This is a genomic window from Campylobacter sp. TTU_617 (assembly GCF_016599045.1).
Lineage (GTDB): Bacteria > Campylobacterota > Campylobacteria > Campylobacterales > Campylobacteraceae > Campylobacter_D.
Genome location: NZ_JAENKV010000015.1, coordinates 1 through 21484, shown reverse-complemented (window position 1 = coordinate 21484; position 21484 = coordinate 1). Strand labels below are relative to the sequence as shown.

Annotated in this window: 25 protein-coding genes; 9 read left to right on the top strand and 16 right to left on the bottom strand. The window is 26.6% G+C overall.

The genetic code is table 11. The features are described from left to right. Positions 1-66 precede the first annotated feature (66 nt). Positions 67-681 carry an RdgB/HAM1 family non-canonical purine NTP pyrophosphatase gene (gene rdgB, locus GQV94_RS06570; protein ID WP_200170250.1) on the top strand — a complete coding sequence of 205 codons (615 nt, stop codon included), beginning with the start codon at positions 67-69 and terminating at the stop codon, positions 679-681. Here the strand turns inward: rdgB and GQV94_RS06565 are convergent. The 6 genes from GQV94_RS06565 to mqnE are packed head-to-tail and all read right to left on the bottom strand — an operon-like array spanning position 675 to position 7224. Continuing rightward, on the bottom strand, positions 675-3092 hold the full coding sequence (locus GQV94_RS06565; protein ID WP_200170249.1) for an efflux RND transporter permease subunit: 2418 nt from the start codon (positions 3090-3092) through the stop codon (positions 675-677). The two genes, rdgB and GQV94_RS06565, sit on opposite strands and share 7 nt — an antisense overlap. Beyond that, entirely contained in the window at positions 3093-3662 is a 570-nt protein-coding gene (locus GQV94_RS06560; protein ID WP_200170248.1) for an MlaC/ttg2D family ABC transporter substrate-binding protein, read from the bottom strand. 8 nt (positions 3663-3670) lie between these two features. Next, a complete protein-coding gene (locus tag GQV94_RS06555) occupies positions 3671-4369 on the bottom strand; it encodes an MlaA family lipoprotein (protein WP_200170256.1) in 699 nt (232 codons plus the stop codon). A gap of 11 nt (positions 4370-4380) precedes the next feature. Continuing rightward, positions 4381-4824, bottom strand: coding sequence for a phosphoribosyltransferase (locus tag GQV94_RS06550; RefSeq protein ID WP_200170247.1), 444 nt, complete (start codon positions 4822-4824; stop codon positions 4381-4383). Continuing rightward, positions 4821-6149, bottom strand: a complete 1329-nt coding sequence (locus GQV94_RS06545) for an NCS2 family permease (RefSeq protein WP_200170246.1) — start codon at positions 6147-6149, stop codon at positions 4821-4823. The genes GQV94_RS06550 and GQV94_RS06545 overlap by 4 nt, the downstream gene beginning before the upstream one ends. A gap of 10 nt (positions 6150-6159) precedes the next feature. Then, positions 6160-7224, bottom strand: a complete 1065-nt coding sequence (mqnE, locus tag GQV94_RS06540; protein WP_200170245.1) for an aminofutalosine synthase MqnE — start codon at positions 7222-7224, stop codon at positions 6160-6162. A 166-nt stretch (positions 7225-7390) separates the two neighbouring features. On the opposite strand from mqnE, the gene glmS reads away from it, so the two are divergent. Beyond that, positions 7391-9187: a glutamine--fructose-6-phosphate transaminase (isomerizing) gene (glmS, locus tag GQV94_RS06535; RefSeq protein ID WP_200170244.1), complete on the top strand. Its 1797-nt coding sequence runs from the start codon at positions 7391-7393 to the stop codon at positions 9185-9187. 114 nt (positions 9188-9301) lie between these two features. Beyond that, complete coding sequence (gene fumC, locus GQV94_RS06530) at positions 9302-10690, top strand: class II fumarate hydratase (protein WP_200170243.1); 1389 nt, start codon at positions 9302-9304, stop codon at positions 10688-10690. A 19-nt stretch (positions 10691-10709) separates the two neighbouring features. On the opposite strand, the gene GQV94_RS06525 is transcribed toward fumC, so the two are convergent. Beyond that, a complete protein-coding gene (locus tag GQV94_RS06525; RefSeq protein WP_200170242.1) occupies positions 10710-11327 on the bottom strand; it encodes a putative metalloprotease CJM1_0395 family protein in 618 nt (205 codons plus the stop codon). Between the two features lie 103 nt (positions 11328-11430). Between GQV94_RS06525 and GQV94_RS06520 the strand changes: the two genes are divergently transcribed. Continuing rightward, positions 11431-11793 (top strand): HIT family protein, encoded by a 363-nt coding sequence (locus GQV94_RS06520; protein WP_200170241.1) that lies wholly within the window; start codon positions 11431-11433, stop codon positions 11791-11793. A gap of 74 nt (positions 11794-11867) precedes the next feature. Continuing rightward, positions 11868-12440, top strand: a complete 573-nt coding sequence (locus tag GQV94_RS06515; protein WP_200170240.1) for a YceI family protein — start codon at positions 11868-11870, stop codon at positions 12438-12440. A gap of 2 nt (positions 12441-12442) precedes the next feature. Here the strand turns inward: GQV94_RS06515 and GQV94_RS06510 are convergent, their stop codons facing one another. Further along, on the bottom strand, positions 12443-13390 hold the full coding sequence (locus GQV94_RS06510; protein WP_200170239.1) for a hypothetical protein: 948 nt from the start codon (positions 13388-13390) through the stop codon (positions 12443-12445). 303 nt (positions 13391-13693) lie between these two features. Between GQV94_RS06510 and GQV94_RS06505 the strand changes: the two genes are divergently transcribed. Beyond that, a complete protein-coding gene (locus GQV94_RS06505; RefSeq protein WP_200170238.1) occupies positions 13694-14278 on the top strand; it encodes an IMPACT family protein in 585 nt (194 codons plus the stop codon). Between the two features lie 2 nt (positions 14279-14280). Here the strand turns inward: GQV94_RS06505 and GQV94_RS06500 are convergent, their stop codons facing one another. The 8 genes from GQV94_RS06500 to GQV94_RS06465 all read right to left on the bottom strand — a co-directional run bounded on the left by GQV94_RS06500 (position 14281) and on the right by GQV94_RS06465 (position 19057). Beyond that, on the bottom strand, positions 14281-14631 hold the full coding sequence (locus GQV94_RS06500) for a hypothetical protein (protein ID WP_200170237.1): 351 nt from the start codon (positions 14629-14631) through the stop codon (positions 14281-14283). Positions 14632-14679: 48 nt separating this feature from the next. Further along, positions 14680-15012 carry a hypothetical protein gene (locus tag GQV94_RS06495; protein ID WP_200170236.1) on the bottom strand — a complete coding sequence of 111 codons (333 nt, stop codon included), beginning with the start codon at positions 15010-15012 and terminating at the stop codon, positions 14680-14682. Next, positions 15005-16582 carry an ABC-F family ATP-binding cassette domain-containing protein gene (locus GQV94_RS06490; protein WP_200170235.1) on the bottom strand — a complete coding sequence of 526 codons (1578 nt, stop codon included), beginning with the start codon at positions 16580-16582 and terminating at the stop codon, positions 15005-15007. The genes GQV94_RS06495 and GQV94_RS06490 overlap by 8 nt, the downstream gene beginning before the upstream one ends. Positions 16583-16711: 129 nt before the next feature. Next, positions 16712-17128 (bottom strand): hypothetical protein, encoded by a 417-nt coding sequence (locus GQV94_RS06485; RefSeq protein WP_200170234.1) that lies wholly within the window; start codon positions 17126-17128, stop codon positions 16712-16714. Positions 17129-17138: 10 nt separating this feature from the next. Next, a complete protein-coding gene (locus tag GQV94_RS06480) occupies positions 17139-17771 on the bottom strand; it encodes a toxin-antitoxin system YwqK family antitoxin (RefSeq protein WP_200170233.1) in 633 nt (210 codons plus the stop codon). Between the two features lie 11 nt (positions 17772-17782). Next, a complete protein-coding gene (locus GQV94_RS06475) occupies positions 17783-18322 on the bottom strand; it encodes a hypothetical protein (RefSeq protein ID WP_200170232.1) in 540 nt (179 codons plus the stop codon). Further along, positions 18322-18627 carry a hypothetical protein gene (locus tag GQV94_RS06470; RefSeq protein WP_200170231.1) on the bottom strand — a complete coding sequence of 102 codons (306 nt, stop codon included), beginning with the start codon at positions 18625-18627 and terminating at the stop codon, positions 18322-18324. Before GQV94_RS06470 ends, GQV94_RS06475 begins: the two co-directional genes overlap by 1 nt. 1 nt (position 18628) lies before the next feature. After that, a complete protein-coding gene (locus tag GQV94_RS06465; protein ID WP_200170230.1) occupies positions 18629-19057 on the bottom strand; it encodes a hypothetical protein in 429 nt (142 codons plus the stop codon). A 188-nt stretch (positions 19058-19245) separates the two neighbouring features. Here GQV94_RS06465 and GQV94_RS06460 point away from each other — a divergent pair, with 188 nt between their 5' ends. The 3 genes from GQV94_RS06460 to GQV94_RS06450 are packed head-to-tail and all read left to right on the top strand — an operon-like array spanning position 19246 to position 21423. After that, complete coding sequence (locus GQV94_RS06460; RefSeq protein ID WP_200170229.1) at positions 19246-19455, top strand: transcriptional regulator; 210 nt, start codon at positions 19246-19248, stop codon at positions 19453-19455. 41 nt (positions 19456-19496) lie between these two features. Continuing rightward, positions 19497-20696, top strand: a complete 1200-nt coding sequence (locus GQV94_RS06455) for a glycosyltransferase family 39 protein (RefSeq protein WP_200170228.1) — start codon at positions 19497-19499, stop codon at positions 20694-20696. Next, the gene (locus GQV94_RS06450; protein WP_200170227.1) at positions 20680-21423 is read left to right on the top strand and encodes a pilus assembly FimT family protein; all 744 of its coding nucleotides are present in this window, start codon (positions 20680-20682) and stop codon (positions 21421-21423) included. Before GQV94_RS06455 ends, GQV94_RS06450 begins: the two co-directional genes overlap by 17 nt. Positions 21424-21484: the final 61 nt, after the last annotated feature.

Below are 21484 nucleotides of genomic sequence, written 5' to 3'. Positions count from 1 at the left end.
TTAAGTTTTGTCTTATTTAATATTATTAAAATTCTAAATCATTGAAATAAATTTTTAAGGTTTGATATGTTTAAAAATAAAATTATACTTGCAACAAATAATATCCATAAGGTTTATGAGTGTAAAAATATTTTAACAAATTACGAGGTTTATGCTTTTGGTGATATTATGCAAGCTTTTGAAATAGAAGAAAATGGAATTTCTTTTAAAGAAAATGCTTTGATTAAATCAAGAGCAGTTTTTAATGCTTTAAGTAAAGATCAGCAAGAAGAATTTATTGTTTTGAGTGATGATAGTGGAATTTGTGTTGAAGCTTTAGATGGAAGACCTGGAATTTATTCTGCAAGATTTTCAAAATCACAAAATGATGAAGGCAATCGCAAAAAACTTGTAGATGAACTTCAAAAAAAAGGTATTTTTGAAAGTAAAGCTTTTTATACGGCTGCTATTGGAATAAGCTCTAAATTTGGAGATTTAAGTTCGCACGGATGGATGCACGGAAAAGTAATTTGCGAAGAGAGAGGTAAAAATGGTTTTGGTTATGATCCTTTGTTTATCCCTAATGGTTTTACAAAAACTTTAGCACAACTTGATGATAGTTGTAAAAATCTTATTTCTCATAGGTTTAAAGCTTTAAATTTGGCACAAATTTTAATTAAGGTTTTAAGCAGGGCTTATTGATTTTTTTTAAAAGTGATTAAAAGACTAGGAAGTAAAAATAAACTTCCTAAAAGAAGCAATATCATCACAAATATAGTTAAAGCCCCAAAATAAATTGTTGGTATAAAATTGCTACTCATCATCACGCTAAATCCTAAAATAATACTTATACTTGTGTAATAAAGGGCTGAACCTATTGAATTATGTGTATTTAAAATAGCTTCTTTGATACTTTTATTTTTAATTGTTTGCTTAAAACGATAGATATAATGGATAGCATCATCAACTCCTATACCCATAGAAATAGCAGCTATAGTAATACTCATCATATCCAAAGGTATATTTAAAATTCCCATAAGGGCAAAAACAACGCTAATTGGAACAATATTTACAATAAGAGCAATTATAGAAAATTTCAAATCTCTAAATATTATAAGAAAAAGGACAAATATCACTAAAATAACAAATATTAAAGTATTAAATTGTGATGAAAAAAGACTTTGGAGCATATTGTTGTAAAGTACCATGATCCCAGCAATTTGCACTGAAACATCATCATTTTTTAAAAGTTCATTTAATTCTTTATTTAGTTCTTTTAAAAATTCATTGCGACGTAAATTCGGATCAGAATCTATGATACGCATAGTAAATCTTAACTCATTTTTATCTATATTTACAAAAGGAGAAAGTAGATCTTTTTTGAAGTTATTTGGCAAATTTTCATTTAAAAATGCTAGAGCAAAATCATCTAAATCTTTACCATCATTGATATTTTTTCCTAAAATTAAAAGACTATTTAAACTAAGAATAGATCCTATATAAGGTTTATTTTCTAGATATTCGTGTATTTTTTTTACTATACGAATTTTTTTTGCATTAAACCAATAAGTTTTTTCTTGACTCAAAGCTTCAAATTCATTTTCAAAGCTATCTAGACTATCATTATTTTGGAATTTAGCATCATCTTTAAATTTTATAATTATATCTAAAGGCAAAGTTCCGCCTAATTTTGTATCAATAAGCAATAATCCTTTTTTAATTTCACTTCCATCTTTAAAATAATTAACAAAAGAATTTTCAACTCTTAAAGAAGAAATCCCAATTAAAGCAAAAATACTTGCTAAGAAAGTAAAAGTATAAATTAGTTTTCTATGATTTAAACTCGATTTTGCACAAAAACTTAAAAAATTAAATTTAAATTCTTTTTTACTATAATTTTTTGGTTTTAAAAGAGTTAAAATACTTCCCAAAAAAAGATAACTAAGAATTAAGCTTAAGCTTATGCCAATGTTCATCATAATCCCTAGTTTAATAATAGGTTCTATATTTGAAAAAATCAAGCTTAAAAATCCTATCATAGTAGTTAATATAGCATAAAAACTAGGTTTTGCTTTAGTTAAAAGAGTTGCAAGAACGACATTTTGTATTTTAGTATGTGGAAATTTATTAGAGCATTCTATAAAATGTGTAATTAGATGAATCACTACACTAAGGGTGATTATAAGAATTAGTGCAACATAATTAGAAGAAATAACTGTGATTTTAAAGCCAAGTAAAGCAAAAACACCACTTGCAGAACTTAAACTTATAAAACAAATAAAAAGAGGTAAAAATACAAAACGTAAAGATCTAAAAAAATAATATAAAGCTAAACTAAGTAGCAATACAAGAGTAAAACCATAAATTAAAAGATCATCTTTTATATAAGATATCATATCTTCAGCTATCAAGCTTATACCGCTAATATAAAACATATCTCCATTTTTTTGATAACTTTGCATAATATTTTTTATTTGATCTAAGCTTTTTTTTGTGACAGTTTTTTGCAAATTTAGATGTTCTTGAATTTGAATTTGATATTTTTCTTTTTGTGATTGATTTGCTTCATATTTTTGTTCTAAAAGTTGATTTAATTTTAAATCAGGATTTAAATAAATAATTAAAGCTGTAGTTGTTCCATCTTTGGAAATAATATTATTTTTATAAAAAGGACTATTTAGAATTTCATTTTTAGCTTTGCTTTTATTGATATCTTTAAAAGTGATATTTGGGATATTTTTAATAAGCTCTTTTAGATCTATTTGATCATTACTTTGAAGAAGAGGTGCGTTTATAATACTCAAAACACGTTCAACATTGTAAGAATTTTCTAGATCTTTATGTATATTTTTTAATTTTTCTAAACTCTGTTTGGAGAAAGGATCAAGGTCTTTTGGTTTAAAAGCAATGATTAAAAAGTCATCACTTTTATAATCTTTAGAAATTTCCCTAAAGATTTTTAAATCTTTATCATCTTCTAAAAGAAGACTATCTGCACTTGCATCAATTTGAAGTTTTAAGGAGAAAAAACTTAAAATTGTGCAAAAAATTAAAGTAGTAATTAAAGTAATCTTAGGATAATTGGTAATTTTTTTTAAAAAATAAATTAGCATTTAATCAATATTAATATCTTTAATTTTTTTCATTAAAGTGTTAAAATCGCCATTTTCTAAAATATCACTAAACTGAGATCGATAAGTTTGAATAATACTTATACCTAAAACATCTACATCATAAATAAGCCAATCATTGTTTTGATTATAGAATTTAAAAATAACATTTTTTTCTTCCCCATCAATTATCATAGAACTTGTTAAAAAATAACGATTTTTATTTTTTTCTTCCCCATATTTCACTTTTAGTATTTGATCTTTATAAAGACTGAGTTTATCAGTAAAACTTTTTTTAAGATTTTCTTCAAAAGCCTGTGTGAATTTTTCTTGTTCTTCTTTGTTTAAATTGTTATAATATTTTGAAAGAGAAAGTTTTGCCATAAGTTTATAATCAATTATGTGATCAAAAAGTTTAAAAATTTCCTTTGCAGCTTCTTTTTTATCGCCTTTTGTATTTTGTAAAATTTCAAGACTTTTATCAATATTTTTTTGCATTAAACTTTCAATTTCATCTAACTTTAAGGCAAATACATTTAATACAAGAGCTAAAATTAAAAATATTTTTTTCATTTTTTTCCTTATTTGCTAATTTCTATGCGTCTTTGCTCATAAGCATCACGTAAAAATGGATAAAGGTTTGGAGTATTGTGATAAATTTCATCAATTTCATCAATTTTGAAAGAAATTTCATTACCATAAGCATAGCTACTTATTGCAAAACTTGCCCAATCTGGATTAATATAAGCACTAGGATATAAAAACCAATCAACAGGCAAACTTAAAGTATCTCTTAAGTTGCTTGGTCCAAGTATTGGCAAAACAAGATGAAAGCCTCCGCCTATACCCCAATGAGCTAAAGTGCTTCCAAAATCAGCAGGATGTTTTTTTAAGTGTAAAGCATCGCCAGTATTCATTATCCCACCAAAACCTAAAATGGTATTAGCTATAAAACGCTTGGTTTCTTCTCCAGCTTGTTCAAATTTAAATTGCAAAGCGTTATTTATAAATCTTAAAGGAAAAGCTAGATTATCAAAAAAATTTCTAACACCTACTCTAAAAGCTTTTGGGGTGATTTTTGTATAAGCCATAAGAGTAGGTCTAAAGCCATAATCGTATAAGAATACATTAAAGCGCGTCATAACTTTGTTATAGCCAGATAAAGGATCATTTACTTTGTATTGAGAAAATTCATCCTCAAATTCGCTAATTTCATTAGCAAAACTAAAGCAAATGGTTAGAGAAAAAAATAAAATAATAGTTTTTAGTTTCAAATATATCCTTAATTATATTAATCAATAAGAATATCCCAATAAAAATTCACCCATTCTGTTGCTTCTTTAGTTGTAAATTCGGGAATTAAAAGAGCATTTTTCTTATAAAAAATTGTAGCTACTTTTAAATCAATGTGGGTAAATTTTTCTTCTAAGACTCTTTTAATCTCTTTGATACTTTCTCCACTATCTATAATGTCATCTACTAAAAGAATTTTTTTATAAGCACTAAGATCGGGAATATTGAAAATTTCAATAGTATCTAGTTTTTGTGTGTCATTATAATGTATAGAATTTAGACTAAAAAGATTACGTGTATTCAGTGCTACTGCTAAAGAGTGACCAAGACTCATTCCACCCCTTGCTATAGCGACTATAGCGTCTGGATTAAATTGATTTTTAATTTCTTTTGCTAAAGTTTTAACATCATCTTCAAATTCATCATAAGAGTAAAAAATCATATTTTTCCTTCTAAAGCAATTAATAAAAAATTTCCTAAAGAAATAAAAGATAGTATTATAATACCCATATTAAGTTTATCCCATTCTTTTTTAAATATGCGCACAAGCAAATAAGAGATAAAACCAAAAGCAAAGCCTGTTGTTATAGAATAAGTAAAAGGCATCATAATTATAGTAAAAAATGAAGCAACAGCTGTGGCATCGTCTTTAAAATTAATATTTTTTACTTCCATAAACATTAAAATTCCTACCATTATTAATACTGGATTAATAGAATTAGCAGGTATAGCTTTAAATAAAGGAAGTAAAAATAATGTTAAAATAAAACAAAATGCAACAACTAAAGCTGTAAGTCCTGTTCTTCCACCACTTTCAACTCCTGTAGTACTTTCAACAAAGGCAGTAACGGTTGAAGTACCTACAATAGATCCAATTGTAGAACCTACAGCATCACTTGCTAAAGTTTTTCCTAATTTTTTCTCTCCTTCTTTAGGCTCATCAAAAATTTTTCCTCTTTCTCCAACTCCTGTAATAGTACCTAAACTATCAAAAAGTTGCGTAATAAGAAAAGTTAAAACAACTGGAATCATAAAAACATTTAAAGCACTTAGAATATCTAATTTAGCAAAAATACTTCCCAAGCCGTTTTCTTGGCTAAAATTTGGAAATGAAAAAAAATGATCCGGAAATGAAGCGTTATTGATATTAAAAACCCAAGCAATAATAGAGCTAAGTAAAATTCCTATAATAAAAGCTCCTTTTAGTTTTATAACCCATAAAAATAGTATTAAAACAAGGGTAAAAATTCCAAAAAGAACATTAGGATCGCTAAAATCACCAATACGCACAAAAACATTTTCATCTTTAGCAATTACTCCCATTTGTCCAAGCCCTAAAAACGTTACAAAACATCCAAGTCCTGCACACATTGCTAAACGTAAATCTTTAGGAATATTGCGTATTATCCAAATCCTAAAATTTGTAAAAGATAAAAGTAAAAAAATAAAACCTGATATAAAAACAGCACCTAATGCACTTTGCCAAGGTATATTTTGAGCTAAGCAAACACTAAAAGTAAAATAAGTATTCATTCCCATTCCAACACTCATAGCTACAGGAGTGTTAGCAAAAAAAGCATTAAAAGCACTTGCTATTATAGTTACCAAAGCAGTAGCAATAATCAAGCCTTCCAAAGGCATACCAGAATTACTCATTATGTGAGAATTAACAGGTATGATATAAATCATAGTTAAAAAAGTTGTAACACCAGCAATAATTTCTGTTTTTATATTGGTATTATTTTGTTTAAGTTTAAAAAAATCCATATTTTAAGCCTTAATAAATTTTAAGTTCATTGTATAAACTATCACGTTCTACGGGAATTAAATTTGAAGTTTTTATCATATCAATAAAGGTTTTAAGATTGACCCCATTAGCACTTTTAGCTCCTCCAGCACTTTGAATACTTTCTTTTTCTATAGTCCCATCAAGATCGTTGGCTCCAAATTCTTGAGCAACCATAGCAAGATTAAGCCCCATAGTTGCCCAATAAGCTTTAATATTTTTAATATTATCTAAGATAATTCTTGAAATAGCAATAGTTTTTAGAATTTCTTCACTATCCATAATTTTATCTGTTTGTATAAAGCTATTATCTCTTTGCCATACTAAAGGAATAAAAGCATTAAAACCTTTTGTTTCATCTTGTAAAGCTCTAAGTCTTAGCATATGATCAATGCGATGTTTTTTTTCTTCGATATGACCAAAAAGCATTGTAGCATTACTTTGTTTGCCTTTTTGATGCCAAAGTTTATGAATTTTAAGCCAATTTTCACTACTTACTTTTCCTTTGCAAATTTTTTCACGTATTGTTTCATCAAAAATTTCAGCCCCACCACCTGGCATACTATCAACACCATATTCTAACATTTTATTTATAATTTCTTCATAGCTCATATCAAAACGTCTATGCAAAAAGTCAATTTCTGCTGCTGTCATAGCTTTAATATGAATTTGAGGATATTTTGCTTTTATCATTTTAAAAATTTCTAAATACCATTGCCAAGTTACATCTTTATTATGAGCTGAAACAATGTGAATTTCTTTAGTTCCTCTTGCAATGGTTTCATCTGCTATTTTCATAATTTCTTCATGACTCATTGTATAAGGATTAGGGTTTTTTCGATGTGCTGAGAATGCACAAAATTTACAAGTATCAGCACAAACATTAGTTGGATTAATATGACGGTTTATATTGAAATATACCTTTTTTCCATGAAATTCAAGACGCTTTTTATGGGCATATTTGGCTAAGGTAAAAAGATCTAAATCCCAAAGTTTGTTAGCTTCTTCTTCATTTAATCTTGTTTGATTTTCTAGCTTTGCAATAAGATTTTTCATAATAAATTACAATTCCATTGTTTTTATAATTTTAGCATTATAAATTTAGCTTACTGAAAAAGAGTTTATAAAATTTATTTAAAAAATAAATTTAAATAAAATAGTGCTATTTTATTTAAAAAAAGAAGTTAAAATTAAAAATAAATTATACGAAAAGTAGGTAAAAATGTGTGGTATTGTAGGCTATATAGGCAATAAAGAAAAAAAACAAATTATTTTGAATGGATTAAAAGAATTAGAATATAGAGGTTATGATAGCGCTGGTTTAGCTGTTATGAAAGGATCAGAGCTTGATTTTTTTAAAGCTGTTGGAAAGCTTGAAAATTTAACAAATAAATGTGCTAATTTTACAAGCGAAGATTATGGTTTTGCTATAGGACATACAAGATGGGCAACTCATGGTAAAGCAACTGAGATAAATGCCCATCCACATTTAGGAGAATACTCTTGTGTAATCCATAATGGTATTATAGAAAATTATAAAGAAATCAAGGATAAATTAGAAAAAAAAGGTATTTCTTTTTTAAGCCAAACAGATACTGAGGTAATTGTAAAACTTTTTGAATTTTATGCTAAAGATTTAAATGCCTTTGAAGCTTTTAGACAAGTGATTAAAGAGCTTAAAGGGGCTTTTGCTATTTTGCTTCTTAGTAAAAAAGATCAAAATAAAGTTTTTTTTGCTAAAAATGCTGCTCCATTAATTATAGGAAGAAATTCTCAAAATGAACTCTTTTTTGCATCAGCAGATGCTCCTTTAGTCGGTCTTAGTGAAGAGGTGGTTTATCTTGAAGATTTAAGTTTTGGTTATGCCAATAAAGATGAACTTGTTATTTATGAAAATGATAAATTAAAAAATAAATCTTTTTCCAAATTATCAAATGACAAAGCTTATGCAAAAAAAGATGGCTTTAGATTCTTTATGGAAAAAGAAATTTATGAGCAAAGCAGGGTATTAAGTGAAGTCTTAATGGGTAGAATCAATGGAGATGAGGTAGTTTTTGATGAGCTTGAAAATGAAAATTTAAGCAATATAAGTGAAATTACCTTATGTGCTTGTGGGACAAGTTATCATGCAGCACTTACTGGAGCCTATTTATTTGAAAGGATTGCAAAAATTAAAGCTAAAGTAGAAATTGCAAGTGAATTTAGATATAGAGAAGCTCTTGTTTCTAAAGATTCTTTATTTATTGTTATTTCTCAAAGCGGGGAAACAGCAGATACTTTAGAAGCTTTAAAAATTGCCAAAGAAAAAGGTGCTAGAACTTTTGCAATTTGTAATGTGGATAATTCTAGTATCGTGCGTTTAGCACATTTAAGTCTTTTAACCCGTGCTGGAATTGAAAAAGGAGTCGCTTCTACTAAAGCTTTTGCAACACAAGTCTTAACGCTTTGGATGTTGGCAATTTTTATAGCTCAAAAGAAAAATCAAAATTTAAATAATGAAATTAAAGCTTTACTCCATATACCAAATTGTGTTGTTGTAACACAAAAATTACACGATAAAATTCATAGAATTTCTAAAAGATATTTAGATGGACATGGTTTTTTTTATATAGGTAGAGATGTATTTTATCCTTTAGCTTTAGAGGGTGCTTTAAAATTAAAAGAGCTTTCTTATTTACACGCAGAAGGTTATCCAGCAGGAGAGATGAAGCACGGACCTATAGCATTGGCTGATTCTAAACTTTATACTATTGCTTTAATGCCAAAAAATATGCTTTATGAAAAAACAAAATCAAACGTAGAAGAATTGATTGCCAGAGATTCTACTCTTCTTAGTATTTCGCCTTTAGAATTTGATCTAAGTGATGATTTTATTAAAACAACAGAACAAGAACATTATATGTGTGAATTTTTTGAAATGATGCTTATTACTCAACTTTTAGCAATGGAAATATCAATAAGACTTGGTAACGATGTCGATATGCCACGCAATCTTGCAAAAAGTGTAACGGTTGAATAAATGTGTAATTTTATCTCAATTAAAAGTATTTTTTATCTAAGGTCATTATTTTAAAGTTTAATTTATATTAATTTTAATTAATATAAATTAATTTTTTATATTAAAGGAATAATTATGCAGTATAGAATAGAACGTGATACTATGGGCGAAGTTCAAGTTTTAGATGATAAATATTGGGGAGCACAAACTCAAAGAAGTTTTGAAAATTTTAAAATAGGCACTGAGAAAATGCCTAAAGTTTTAATATATGCTTTTGCTAATCTTAAAAAAGCTTTAGCTATAGTAAATAATGATTTAGGCAAGCTTGATAATGAAAAAAAAGATGCTATTATAAAAGCTTGTGATGAGATTATAGAGGGAAAATTTGATGATAATTTCCCCCTTGCTATTTGGCAAACTGGTTCTGGAACTCAAACAAATATGAATTTAAATGAAGTAATAGCAAATCGTGCTACTGAAATTATAGGTGGAGATTTTCGCAAAGAAAAATTGATACATCCAAACGATCATGTAAATATGTCTCAAAGTTCAAATGATACTTTTCCAACCGTTATGCATATTGTTTGTGTTGAACAAATTGAAAATAAGCTTATTCCCACATTAGATGATTTAATTGCTATTTTTGAACAAAAAGTAAAAGAATTTAAAGGGATTATTAAAATAGGACGCACTCATTTGCAAGATGCTACTCCTTTGACTTTATCTCAAGAATTTAGCGGTTATTTATCTATGTTAACGCATACGCGTAAGCAAATATTGCTTTCTTTGGAAAATTTAAGAGAGCTTGCCATAGGAGGAACAGCAGTTGGAACAGGTCTTAACGCTCATCCTGAAATTTCTCAAAGAGTAAGTGAGAAATTAAGTAAAATTATCGGGATAAAATTTGTTTCTAATCCAAATAAATTTCATGCTTTAACAAGTCACGATGCTATAGTTTTTACACATGGAGCTTTAAAAGCTTTAGCAGCAAATTTAATGAAAATTGCCAATGATATTCGTTTTTTGGCCTCTGGTCCTAGATGTGGTTTTGGTGAGCTTATTTTACCTGAGAATGAACCTGGAAGCTCTATAATGCCCGGCAAAGTAAATCCAACCCAATGTGAAGCTTTAACTATGGTTGCTGTTCAAATAATGGGAAATGATGCTACTATAGGTTTTGCAGCATCTCAAGGAAATTTTGAACTTAATGTTTTTAAGCCTGTGATTATTTATAACTTTTTACAAAGTCTTAATTTATTAAGTGATGCTATGAATTCTTTTAACGTACATTGTGTAAAAGGCATTAAACCTAATAAAGAAAAAATAGCTTCTCATTTAAATAATTCTTTGATGTTGGTCACAGCTTTAAATCCACACATTGGCTATGAAAATGCTGCTAAAGTTGCAAAAAATGCTTATAAAAAAGGTATTTCCTTAAAACAAAGTGCTATGGAACTTGGTTTAATTGATGAAAAAGATTTTGATCATTTGGTAAATCCAAGTACTATGGTAAATGAAATCTAAGCTAATAAAAGCTTAGATTTTAAGAAGCTATACTAAAATTTGGACTTAAATCTATAGAATTGTTTTTGTAAATATTGCTAATAAAATTTTTAAAATCTCTGTTTTTATTATTTTCGGTTTCATTTGCATTTTCGTTTTGGTTGTTATCTTTTTTATCTTGTGTATTTTTTTCTGCTTTGAGTTTCATTGCTTCAGATCTTGCTTCCATTTCAAGTTTAAGAGCATTTGCTGCAACTTTATAATCTTGAGGACTAGGATCAGCGGGTGCCATAGCTGCTGAGGCAATTTGTCTTGCATTGGCTATAGTTTCTTCTGGTGTATTGCCTTTTTGCATACGTATAGGAACTTCTCCAGATACTGCATACATTTGGTTATCAGGACCTTTAACATAACTAAAACTAGCTCCACCCGCTAAAGATCCCCCGGCAGCTTGATGTGCTGCTTCGTGAGCTTTTACTTCTCTATCTGTGCTTTGTAGTTCTCTTAATTGTTGTAGTTCTTTGGCATCAAGTTCTACGCCATTGACCATTTGTGTTTGTGTGCTTTCTTCATTTTCGTTTTGATTATTTGATTTTTTATTAGAGGTGTTTTGTTGAGCAAGATTAAAAGAATAGTTTGTATTAAAATTAATATTCATTTTGCACTTCTTATTTATTTTAAAAAATTATATTATATTTTATCTAAAATTTTTAGAAAATAAAATATTTATAGAATATAATAAATTATTTTAGGAGTTTAAAATGTTTTATGAAAATGAGTTAATTTACATAGAAAAAGAAAATTCTCAAATTCCTTGGATTAAAATTTTTACCCAACAACCCTATAAAGAATTAAGCGATTGTCCTAGTTTTTTACAAGAAGAATTATTTAAAAAAATTTTAGCGTGCGAAAAAGCTATGATTGAATTTTATAAACCTGATAAAATAAATATAGCATCTTTTGCAAATTATGTCCCAAGAGTTCATTTTCATATAATGGCAAGATTTAAAGAAGATGCTTTTTTTCCAGAGTGTATGTGGGGTAAACAGCAAAGAGAAGAAAAAAAATTAAATTTAGCTAATTTTGATGATTTTGTTAAATTACTAATAAAATTTTTTGATTAATGTTTAGTTAATTTTTGCTAAATAAAATATTTTTATTATTTTTATGTAAAATAAAAATTTATCAAGGAGAAATAATGAAAAAAATTTTTTTAAGTTCAGTTTTAGCGTTTTCTTTGTTGGGAAGCACAGCTTTTGCTAAAGAATATACATTAGATAAATCGCATACAAATGTTGGTTTTAAAATTAAACATTTACAAATTAGCAATGTTAATGGAAGTTTTAAAGATTATAATGCTATGATTGATTTTGATCCAGCAACTTTTGAATTTAAAAAATTAGAAGCAACAATTAAAGTATCTTCAATTAATACGGAAAATCAAACAAGAGACAATCATTTATTGCAAGATGATTTTTTTAAAGCAAAAAAATATCCAGATATGACTTTTACAATGAAAAAATATGAAAAAATCAGCAATGAAAAAGGAAAAATGTCAGGAATTTTAACTATAGCAGGTGTATCTAAAGAAGTAGAGTTAGATGCTGAGATTGGTGGAGCAATTAAAACAAAAGATGGCAAGGAAAAAATTGGTTTTACTTTAAGCGGTTTAATTAAACGTTCTGATTTTAAATTTGCTTCTAGCGTTTCAACAATAACTTTAAGTGATGATGTAAAATTAATTATTGATTCTGAAGCACTTGAGAAATAATCCTAAGGGAGTTCTTCCCTTAGGATTATTAAACTTTCTTTAATATTATTTTGATTATTTTTAAGTAATATTTTAAACTCTGGTTTAAATTTTTCGTTTTCAAGATAGATTTCTGTATTTTTTAACAAAGATTCTATATAAGATAGATGAGTTAAAGACATATTTTCATCTTTAAAAATAAAAATAAAATCATTTTCTACTATAAAAATTTTAGCTTTTAAACGTTTTAAAATTTTGGCAATTTGTTTTAAGATAAGTTTTTTATAGCTTTCTTTTGTAAATTCTAGTTCTGTAAAATGAAGCAATGCTATGCTAAATTCTTTTTTACCTTTTATAAAATGCGCAAGTTTTTTTTCATTTGGAAATTTGGTTAAAGGATCAAAAAAAGTATTTTTATAGGCTTGATAAATAAGATAGATACAAAAAACTATACTTGAGAGTTCAAAATATGAAATCTTTAAAGCACTATTAAAGAAAAATTGTAAATAAGCCCCTATAAATGCTATTATATAAAAAAATTCTCTTTTTTTAAAACATACAAAGCTTAAGAATACAAATTCAAAAATGAAAAAAATTAAACTCAGCTCACTGATAGGATTAAAAAAATTAAAAAGATGAAAATTAAGCATTGATGCGTTAAAATCTGTGCTTTTGGTTAATACTAGTCCTAAAATTGATATTAAAAGAAAAAATACTACTATGCTAATATTTTTTTTATCAAAAATGAGTTCATTTTGTTTTTTTAAAGAGAATATAAAAAATGTAAAAGGTAAAAACAATGAAGTGAAAAGATGAGCTTGAAAAGTGCTAGCGTAAAAATAAAATAATTTGAAAAATACAAAAGCAAAAGTAATAAAAAATATTTTTGTATTTTTAAAATAAAAAGACAAAAATAACGCTAAAATTTCAAAAATTAAACTTGTAAAACTTAAAAATTCTAAGAAAAGCATAGATTTACCTTATAATTAATTTTTTGGAATGAATTTTTATTTATAAAAGTTAAAAATTTATAGTATTGATTAAATTTATTAAAATTAAAATAATATTAAACTATCAAAATTTGCTTAAATATTTTAAGTCAAATTTTAATTATAGCTAAAATTTAATATTTTAAAAAGTTTTTTGTTTTTAAGAATTTTAGATTATTATATTTTGTATTAATTTGAATTAAATTTAACAATATTTCAAAAAAAATTAAAATAAGATTATAAATTCTTAATCTTTATTGTATATCTTCATAAAAAAAGGTTATGATGAAAACTATTGATCAAATTTATCAAAATAAAATAGAAGTAAAAAAATCTGTTTTTTGGGCTTTTCTTTGTCCTTTTGCAGATTTTAAAGATTTGCTTGAAAGACTTAAAAAAGAGCATTTAAAAGCAGTGCATTTTGTTTATGCTTATAGAGTTTTAAATGAATTTAATCAAATAGTAGAAGATAAAAATGATGATAAAGAGCCAAAAGGCACTTCAGCAATGCCGGCTTTAAATGTTTTAAGAGGTAATGAACTCATTAATACAGCTGTTATTATTGTGCGTTATTTTGGAGGGATTAAACTTGGCACAGGAGGACTTGTAAGAGCTTATAGCGAAGCGGTAAATGAAGTGATTAAAAGTGCTATTTTAAAATCTTATGAAATTCAAAAAACAATTAAAATTTCTATCAATTTAAAAACATTTAGTCGTTTTGATTATTTTTTAAATAAATTTGCTATATCTTCTAAAAAAGAATTTAAAGAAGATATAGTATTAATAACACTTTGTTTAAATGAAATTCAAGAACAAGAATTAAAAATTTTTTTAAAAAATTTCTCTTTTAAAGATTTTCAATTCTTGTAAGTTTAAATCATTCCCAAAAGTTCATTTAAAACTTTATTTTGTGTATTTTGTTCATTTTGATTTATAGATTGTGATTGAATTTGAGATTCTTCATTTTGTCTAAAACGATAAGAATATAAATTCGAATTTAAAGCATAAGAACTCATAGTCGAATCATTTTCTTGAATTTTATTTTGTGTTTCTAAAGAAGTTTGTTGATTTTGTTGATTTTGACTACTTTCATTTGAAAGCATATCCATAAAACTTTGCTGTTCGCTAGAAGAAAAATCTTCAACTTCTTTATTTACTTGTTTATAAACTCCGCTTGAAATATCATATTCATAAGAGCTTATGATTTTAAAATTTGTTTGCATTATTTCTCCTTTCAAAATACAAAAAATATGCAAGCAAAAAACATTCCTTTAATCACCACACGGAGCAATAAATTCAGGATCTAATTCGTGATTTTTGATAAATTCTTCTTTAGCTTTTTTACAATTTTGATCTCTTAATTTTCTGTATTCATTACGAATTTGAAGTTCTTTTTCGCTCAATTTTCTATCTTCTAAAAAGCTAATGTGAAAATAAGTATCATCTGCTTTAGAATATTTTTTATAAAAATCCATATAATCAAAATAGTCTTTTCCATTATCAAATTCAACGATTTCTTCTATATAAATAGTTGGTCCAAAACCTTTATGATTTTGTGTGAAATGACCAAAGCCAGCACTATATTGAACTCTAAATTTAGCCATTTTTTTCTCCTAAAAATTCTTCATAACTTCCGCGAAAATCTAAAAGTTCTCCATCTTTTAACTCCCAAATACGATTAGCAAAAGAACTTATTAATTCCCTATCGTGACTGATGCAAAGTGCTACTCCTTTAAAATTATACAAGGCTTCTCCTAAGGCTATAATACTTTCAAGATCTAAATGATTATCCGGTTCATCTAAGATTAAGAAATTAGATTTTTCTAACATTAAACGTGAGAGCATTAAGCGGTGTTTTTCTCCCCCACTTAAATTAGCTGCCATTTTTTCTTGTTCGCTTCCACTAAATAACATTCTTCCTAAGCATTTTCGAATTTCATCTAAATCTTTAAATTTTTCACTCATAAGCCATTCGTAAAGTTTTAAATTTTCATTTATAATATTGCTTGTGTCTTGTGGAAAATATCCTAGTTCTATTGTAGCACCTAAATGCACATTGCCACTATCTGGATTTATTTCATTCATAATGATTTTAGCAAGAGTAGATTTGCCAACCCCATTAGCACCAATTAATGCTATTTTGTCATTTTTTTCTATTTTTAAATTTAAATTTGAAAATAGTTTTTTATCATAAGTTTTAGAGATTTCTCTAAATTCTAAGATTTCATTACCTATTTCTCTACTAGTCCTAAATACTATACTAGGATCGCGTCTTGTTGAAATTTTAATTTCTTCAAGTTCTAATTTTTCTAAAGCTTTGGCTCTACTTGTAGCTTGTTTTGCTTTTGAGGCATTAGCACTAAAACGACGGATAAAATTTTCTAATTCTTCTTTTTCTTTTAAAGCCTTATCTCTTTTAAGTTCTGCTTGTTTAGCAAGTAGAGTAGAAGCCATATACCAATCATCATAATTTCCTGCAAAATCTCTAATTTGTTTAAAATCTACATCTAAAATTCTGGTGCAAATTTTATTTAAAAAATGTCTATCGTGAGAAATTACAACTAAGGTTCCATCGTGTCTTAAAAGTTCATTCTCAAGCCAAGAAATTGCTTCTAAATCAAGGTTGTTTGTAGGTTCATCTAAAAATAACACATCAGCGCCTAAAAATAATACTTGTGCAAGCAAAACTTTAAATTTATCTGCACTTTTTAAAGTGCTCATTAAAGCATTAAAATCTTTGATTTTTAAAGAGCTTAAGATTTTTTCACAACGCACTTCACAATCATAGTTTGGATCTTCTTCTGCGCAGATCATTTCAAGCTCACTTAAGCGTTCATTGATTTCATCTGTGAATTCTTCACTCATATAGAGTTTTTCTTTTTCTTTTAAAGCCTCGTATAATCTTTTATTTGCACACATTACTGCATCTTTGATTGTATAATTTTCAAAAGCAAATTGATCTTGCCCTAAAACAGCAATCCTTAATCCCTCATCAAAAATAATTTCTCCACTACTAGCCTCTATTTCGTTTGAAAGAATTTTTAAAAAGGTTGATTTTCCAGCACCATTAGCACCTATGAGTCCATATCTTTGTCCGCGTAAAAGTTTTAAATTTACATTTTCAAATAAAAGTTGATTAGCAAAACGCATAGTAAGATTTTTTACTTCAACCATAATTTTCCTTAAATTTTTTATTTATAAAAATTTTTAAGAAATTGTAGCAAAAAAGACTTGAAATTAATTGAGTATAAAATATTAGTAAGCCATGAAATTTAATTCCATTGACTTACTTTAATAAAAATATTATTGGAAATCTCCATTGATATAAGTTATATCTGTAATTTCCACTTGATTTATATTAGAAACCTTGTAAACAACACTCCAAAGACCTTTTCTCTGTTCCCCTTTTAAGGTAGCATTAATCGTAGCCATACAAGAATCAAAATTAAGATCAAAATTTGAAATGGAATTAATTTCGAGCATATCAGTGTAATTTACCTTTCCATAATGCTTAGCCATTTCTTTCATGCTTTTTTCATAATCTTCGTAATCAATCCCTTGAGCTTTAAGTCCTGATAATTCATACATATTTTTAAAAATTTTACTAGGAATTTTTTCTTTAAGATTTGAAACAACTGCTGTATTATCACATTTGTCTAATGAGTTGGCCTGAAGCAAGGCAAACCCTATTAAGAAAAATAAAATTACTTTTTTAAACATCTAAACTCCTCTAATTTTTAGGTTTTTGTATTAAAACGCCATTTTTAAATTCTTCTTCTTTAACGATTTCTCCATTTTTATAATATTTAAAAATTCCATTTTTAATACCATTTTTATAATTTTCTTCACTTTCTAAAGAGCCATCTTCATTAAAAGTTTTTTGTATTCCATCTTGTTTTCCTTTATTATCGAAATTATATTCAAGAGCTGGTTTGCCATCTTGATAGTATTCATTATAACTACCTTCAAATTCTGGCATACCATCTTCATCGAAGTTAAGCAATTTTCCTTTTGCTCTAATATTTCCATTATTATAATAACGTACAAAATTACCATATCCACGATTATCTTTAAAATTCATTTCTTCTAAGAGTTGTCCTTCTCTAGAATATTGTTTACGAACTCCATCTTTTTTTCCATTTTTATAATTTTCTTCAGTTTTTAATTGTCCATTATCATAAAAAGTTCTTTTTAATCCATGTATCCTAGACTCTTTATTATAAGGAATTTCTTCTTTTAAATTTCCGGATGGATATTTATTTTGTTGAACCCTAACTACATCACTTGGTTGCCCAGGAAAATCACTTCCGCAACCACTTAATAATACCGCAACTATACTACAAACACTTAAAAATTTTTTCATTTTTACTCCTTTTAATTATCTAAAAATTCTACATAAATTTTTGCGCCATCATCTGTATATCTGGCACTATAACGCACATTTTCTTCTGCAACGCCTCCTTTAAATAAAACTCCTTTTAATATCCCTCTTTCATACTTTTGAAGCATTTCTTTAGGCATTTGGGGATAAGTAATTGTTAGAGTTGCTTGACAATAAGTGATTTTTTTACTTTCATTTTCTTCTGTGATAAAATCACTAAATTGAGTATAAGCAAATTCATTAGTATATTCTTTCAAATCAAGTATAGGTTTAAAATTGGCTTTTAAAACTCCTAGTGTATCAGTAGATAACATAGCTTCTATATCTCTTAAATCCATACCATTAAGATTTAAATACATTGCTTTTAAAGACTTTTCATCAAGTCCATATTCAACATAAACCCATTCATCCTTATCTAAAATTTCTTTTAAGATTTGCAAAACAACCTTATCATTACATCTTGGCTTAGTATCAAACCAAGATGCATAAGAAAAAGAGCTAAGACAAAGTAAAATAATCAAGATTTTTTTCATTAATTTTCCACACAAGCTTGAAAATTTTTTTCATCAAAGCTAAACTGAAGCATTCTTAGCGTTAGATCTTGTATTTTTTTAATATTTTCTTGTGTTTTTGGCAAAGAATCAGCCTCTATAAGCTCTTCTTTGAAGTGTTTGGCTGTAATATTTGCAGCACAATTGCAAAAATTTTTTATTTTTATATCAGTGCTACCTTGCATACACTCATTTGCAAAGGCCTTTTTAAAATCTTGCAGTGTATTACCAAAAGCTATATTTACCAAAAATACATAAGAGATTAGCATTATGAAAACTTTTTTCATTTTATGCTTCTTCAATAATTTTGTTTATCTTTTCAAAATTTTGTTTTCTTAGTTTTTTACCTACTAAAAACATATCTACAATCCACCAAATCCAATTGATAAAACCTAGTAAACCATATATTATTCCTAAAGCACTATATTCAAACATTAAGCTACCGCAAATTAAAGCTATAGCTGTAATTGCTAAACGCATAAAACCTAAAATTAAATCTCCTATCATAAAACGTCCCACTCCTAAACCACCAAATAAAAAAGTTCCTACCCAAAAAACTAAAGCAGGACTTTTTAGTTTAATCATTGGAAGTTGTGCAATCACTTGTTTTTGCCTATCTTCACTAAGACGTTCAAATTTATCCTTTAGCGTTATCGTAGATACACCATCTTTTGGTAGTTTATCTCCAATACTAAGTAATAAAGAATTAAAATCCAAGGTAACTCCTTAAAAAATGATTATTTCAATGAATATTTCAATGAAACGAAATGGAATTATTTCAAAATAATATTTAAAAAATATTTAAATATTAAATGTTTATTTAAAAATTAGTTGAATATTTCAAGTGTTTTTGATAAAGAAAATTTTTTATAAAATCAAAAAATTTAAATACTTAAGGAAAAATTTTGTCTAAAAAAACCAAACGCGATATGGCTTATCATTTGGATATTGATGTTAGCACTTTATATAATTGGAGAAAATATAAGCCAAATTTATATCGTATTGTGATGCTTGGTTTTAAATTTGATGAACTTTTAGAACAAAATAAAAAAAATTATGAAGAGCTTTTGAAGATAGAGCAAAAGATAAATGAAGAGTTGTTAAAATATAAATGATTTAAGCGATTTATTTAAGTTTATTTAAGTAAAATTAGCCTATGAAAGAAAATAGATATCTTAAATATTTTATTTTATTATTAAGCCTAGATTTGTTAGCCCTTTTTTATGGAATTTCAACCCTAAGCATTAGTGGTGATGAGGCTAAGATTTATTTTGATACCAAAGGTTTGCTTTATTATATAACCCATTTTGGAACCTTTATCTTAGGGGTAAATGATTTTGGCTTACGTATGCCTTTTGTAATCATTCATATTTTAAGTTGTATTTTGTTGTATTTGCTTGCCAAAAAATACAATAAAACAGATAAAGATGTTTTCTTCTCTTTGTTTCTTTTTATTTTATTGCCTGGAAGTGTGGCTAGTGCTTTACTTGTAAATGAAGCTTCGTATGTGATATTTCTATCTTTGGCTATACTTTGTGCTTATGAATATGAGAAAAAAATTTTATTTTTTTTACTTTTATTTTTTTCTCTTTTTGTGGATAAATCTTTTATTGTTTTATTTTTGACTTTTTTCTTTTTTGGAATTTATAAACGTGATATTTTTCTTTTTTCTTTTTCTTTTTTTCTTTTTTTATCTTGTGTGTTTTTATATGGTTTTGATGTAGGCGGTAAGCCTAAAGGATACTTTTTAGACATTCTTGGAATTTTTTCTCTTTGTTTTTCGCCTTTAGTGTTTGTTTATTTTTTTTATGTTATTTATAGGTTGGCTTTTAAGAAAAATAAAAATTTACTTTGGTTTTTAATCTCTACAACTTTTATTTTTTGTTCTTTGCTTTCTTTAAGGCAAAAATTGTCCATAGAAGATTTTTTACCTTTTTGTGTAATTTGTACTCCTTTGCTTATAAAAGCATTAATGCAATCTTATCGTGTGAGATTGCCAGAATTTAGAAGTAAATATAAAATTCTTATTAGACTTAGTGTTTTATTTTTAATTGTATTTTATTTGCTTATTTTGGGTAATTATATTTTGTATTTTTTTATAAAAGATCCAAAATTGCATTTTGCTCATAATTATCACATCGCAAAAGAATTGAGCGCGAAATTAAAAGAAGAAGGTATTAGTGCGATCCATACTACTTCACGTGCTTTGCAAAGAAGATTGCGTTTTTATGGCATCAAAGATAGTTCTAGCTTATATTTAAAAGATGGATTAAGGGATAAAAATTTAAAAACCATTGCTATAAAACTTGGGAAACACAAAATCAACTATCAATTAAGTTATGAAAAAAGCTTTTAGTTTATTAGAGCTTGTTTTGGTTATATTTATCATAGGAATTATTTTTAGTTTGATAAATTTTTACAAACCAAAAGATAGATTAATGGAAGCAGCTGTGCAAATTCTTAATGATATCGTTTATGTAAGAAATTTAGCAATGTTGCAAACTGATTTTAGAATTAAAGAATTTAGTGTAGCAAAAAGAGAGTGGTATAAAAGCAAATGGCAACTTTATTTTATAAAATCTTCTTCTGCAACGAATAATGAGCAAACTTATACTATTTTTTTAGATAAAAATGGAGATGGAAATGCAAATTTAGGTAAAACAGATATTAATCTTGATAGAGAAATTGCTGTAGATATTTTAAATCCTACAAAACTTATGAATTCAGGACAAAGTGGAGTTATTTCTAAATTGGATAAAAAAGCTAGTAAAAGATTTAATATAGAAGAACAATTTGGCATTTCTTCTGTAGAATTTAAAGGATCTTGTAGTGGAAGTACAAGAATAGTTTTTGATGAATTAGGCAGACTTTATTCTCCACTTAAAAACGCAAAAAATATCTATGATAAAACTCTTGCTAAGAAGAATGAACCTTGTATTATAAGATTACAATCTAAATTTAATAAACAAATTTGTATAGTTATTGATCCTTTAACTGGCTATGCTTATATACCAAAATTTAAAAGTTTTAACAACCAACCCATCTCATTTAAAAACACTTCAAAGCTTTGTTCTAAAATTTAAACATAATTTATCAATGAAATTAAATTTTTAACACAGCTTTAATATTTATCATTAAATTGTT

Excerpts from the sequence above, each read along its gene's own strand:
- rdgB (WP_200170250.1), top strand. The coding sequence starts at position 67 with ATGTTTAAAAATAAAATTATACTTGCAACAAATAATATCCATAAGGTT.
- GQV94_RS06565 (WP_200170249.1), bottom strand. The coding sequence starts at position 3,092 with ATGCTAATTTATTTTTTAAAAAAAATTACCAATTATCCTAAGATTACT.
- GQV94_RS06560 (WP_200170248.1), bottom strand. The coding sequence starts at position 3,662 with ATGAAAAAAATATTTTTAATTTTAGCTCTTGTATTAAATGTATTTGCC.
- GQV94_RS06550 (WP_200170247.1), bottom strand. The coding sequence starts at position 4,824 with ATGATTTTTTACTCTTATGATGAATTTGAAGATGATGTTAAAACTTTA.
- GQV94_RS06545 (WP_200170246.1), bottom strand. The coding sequence starts at position 6,149 with ATGGATTTTTTTAAACTTAAACAAAATAATACCAATATAAAAACAGAA.
- mqnE (WP_200170245.1), bottom strand. The coding sequence starts at position 7,224 with ATGAAAAATCTTATTGCAAAGCTAGAAAATCAAACAAGATTAAATGAA.
- glmS (WP_200170244.1), top strand. The coding sequence starts at position 7,391 with ATGTGTGGTATTGTAGGCTATATAGGCAATAAAGAAAAAAAACAAATT.
- fumC (WP_200170243.1), top strand. The coding sequence starts at position 9,302 with ATGCAGTATAGAATAGAACGTGATACTATGGGCGAAGTTCAAGTTTTA.
- GQV94_RS06525 (WP_200170242.1), bottom strand. The coding sequence starts at position 11,327 with ATGAATATTAATTTTAATACAAACTATTCTTTTAATCTTGCTCAACAA.
- GQV94_RS06520 (WP_200170241.1), top strand. The coding sequence starts at position 11,431 with ATGTTTTATGAAAATGAGTTAATTTACATAGAAAAAGAAAATTCTCAA.
- GQV94_RS06515 (WP_200170240.1), top strand. The coding sequence starts at position 11,868 with ATGAAAAAAATTTTTTTAAGTTCAGTTTTAGCGTTTTCTTTGTTGGGA.
- GQV94_RS06510 (WP_200170239.1), bottom strand. The coding sequence starts at position 13,390 with ATGCTTTTCTTAGAATTTTTAAGTTTTACAAGTTTAATTTTTGAAATT.
- GQV94_RS06505 (WP_200170238.1), top strand. The coding sequence starts at position 13,694 with ATGAAAACTATTGATCAAATTTATCAAAATAAAATAGAAGTAAAAAAA.
- GQV94_RS06500 (WP_200170237.1), bottom strand. The coding sequence starts at position 14,631 with ATGCAAACAAATTTTAAAATCATAAGCTCTTATGAATATGATATTTCA.
- GQV94_RS06495 (WP_200170236.1), bottom strand. The coding sequence starts at position 15,012 with ATGGCTAAATTTAGAGTTCAATATAGTGCTGGCTTTGGTCATTTCACA.
- GQV94_RS06490 (WP_200170235.1), bottom strand. The coding sequence starts at position 16,582 with ATGGTTGAAGTAAAAAATCTTACTATGCGTTTTGCTAATCAACTTTTA.
- GQV94_RS06485 (WP_200170234.1), bottom strand. The coding sequence starts at position 17,128 with ATGTTTAAAAAAGTAATTTTATTTTTCTTAATAGGGTTTGCCTTGCTT.
- GQV94_RS06480 (WP_200170233.1), bottom strand. The coding sequence starts at position 17,771 with ATGAAAAAATTTTTAAGTGTTTGTAGTATAGTTGCGGTATTATTAAGT.
- GQV94_RS06475 (WP_200170232.1), bottom strand. The coding sequence starts at position 18,322 with ATGAAAAAAATCTTGATTATTTTACTTTGTCTTAGCTCTTTTTCTTAT.
- GQV94_RS06470 (WP_200170231.1), bottom strand. The coding sequence starts at position 18,627 with ATGAAAAAAGTTTTCATAATGCTAATCTCTTATGTATTTTTGGTAAAT.
- GQV94_RS06455 (WP_200170228.1), top strand. The coding sequence starts at position 19,497 with ATGAAAGAAAATAGATATCTTAAATATTTTATTTTATTATTAAGCCTA.
- GQV94_RS06450 (WP_200170227.1), top strand. The coding sequence starts at position 20,680 with ATGAAAAAAGCTTTTAGTTTATTAGAGCTTGTTTTGGTTATATTTATC.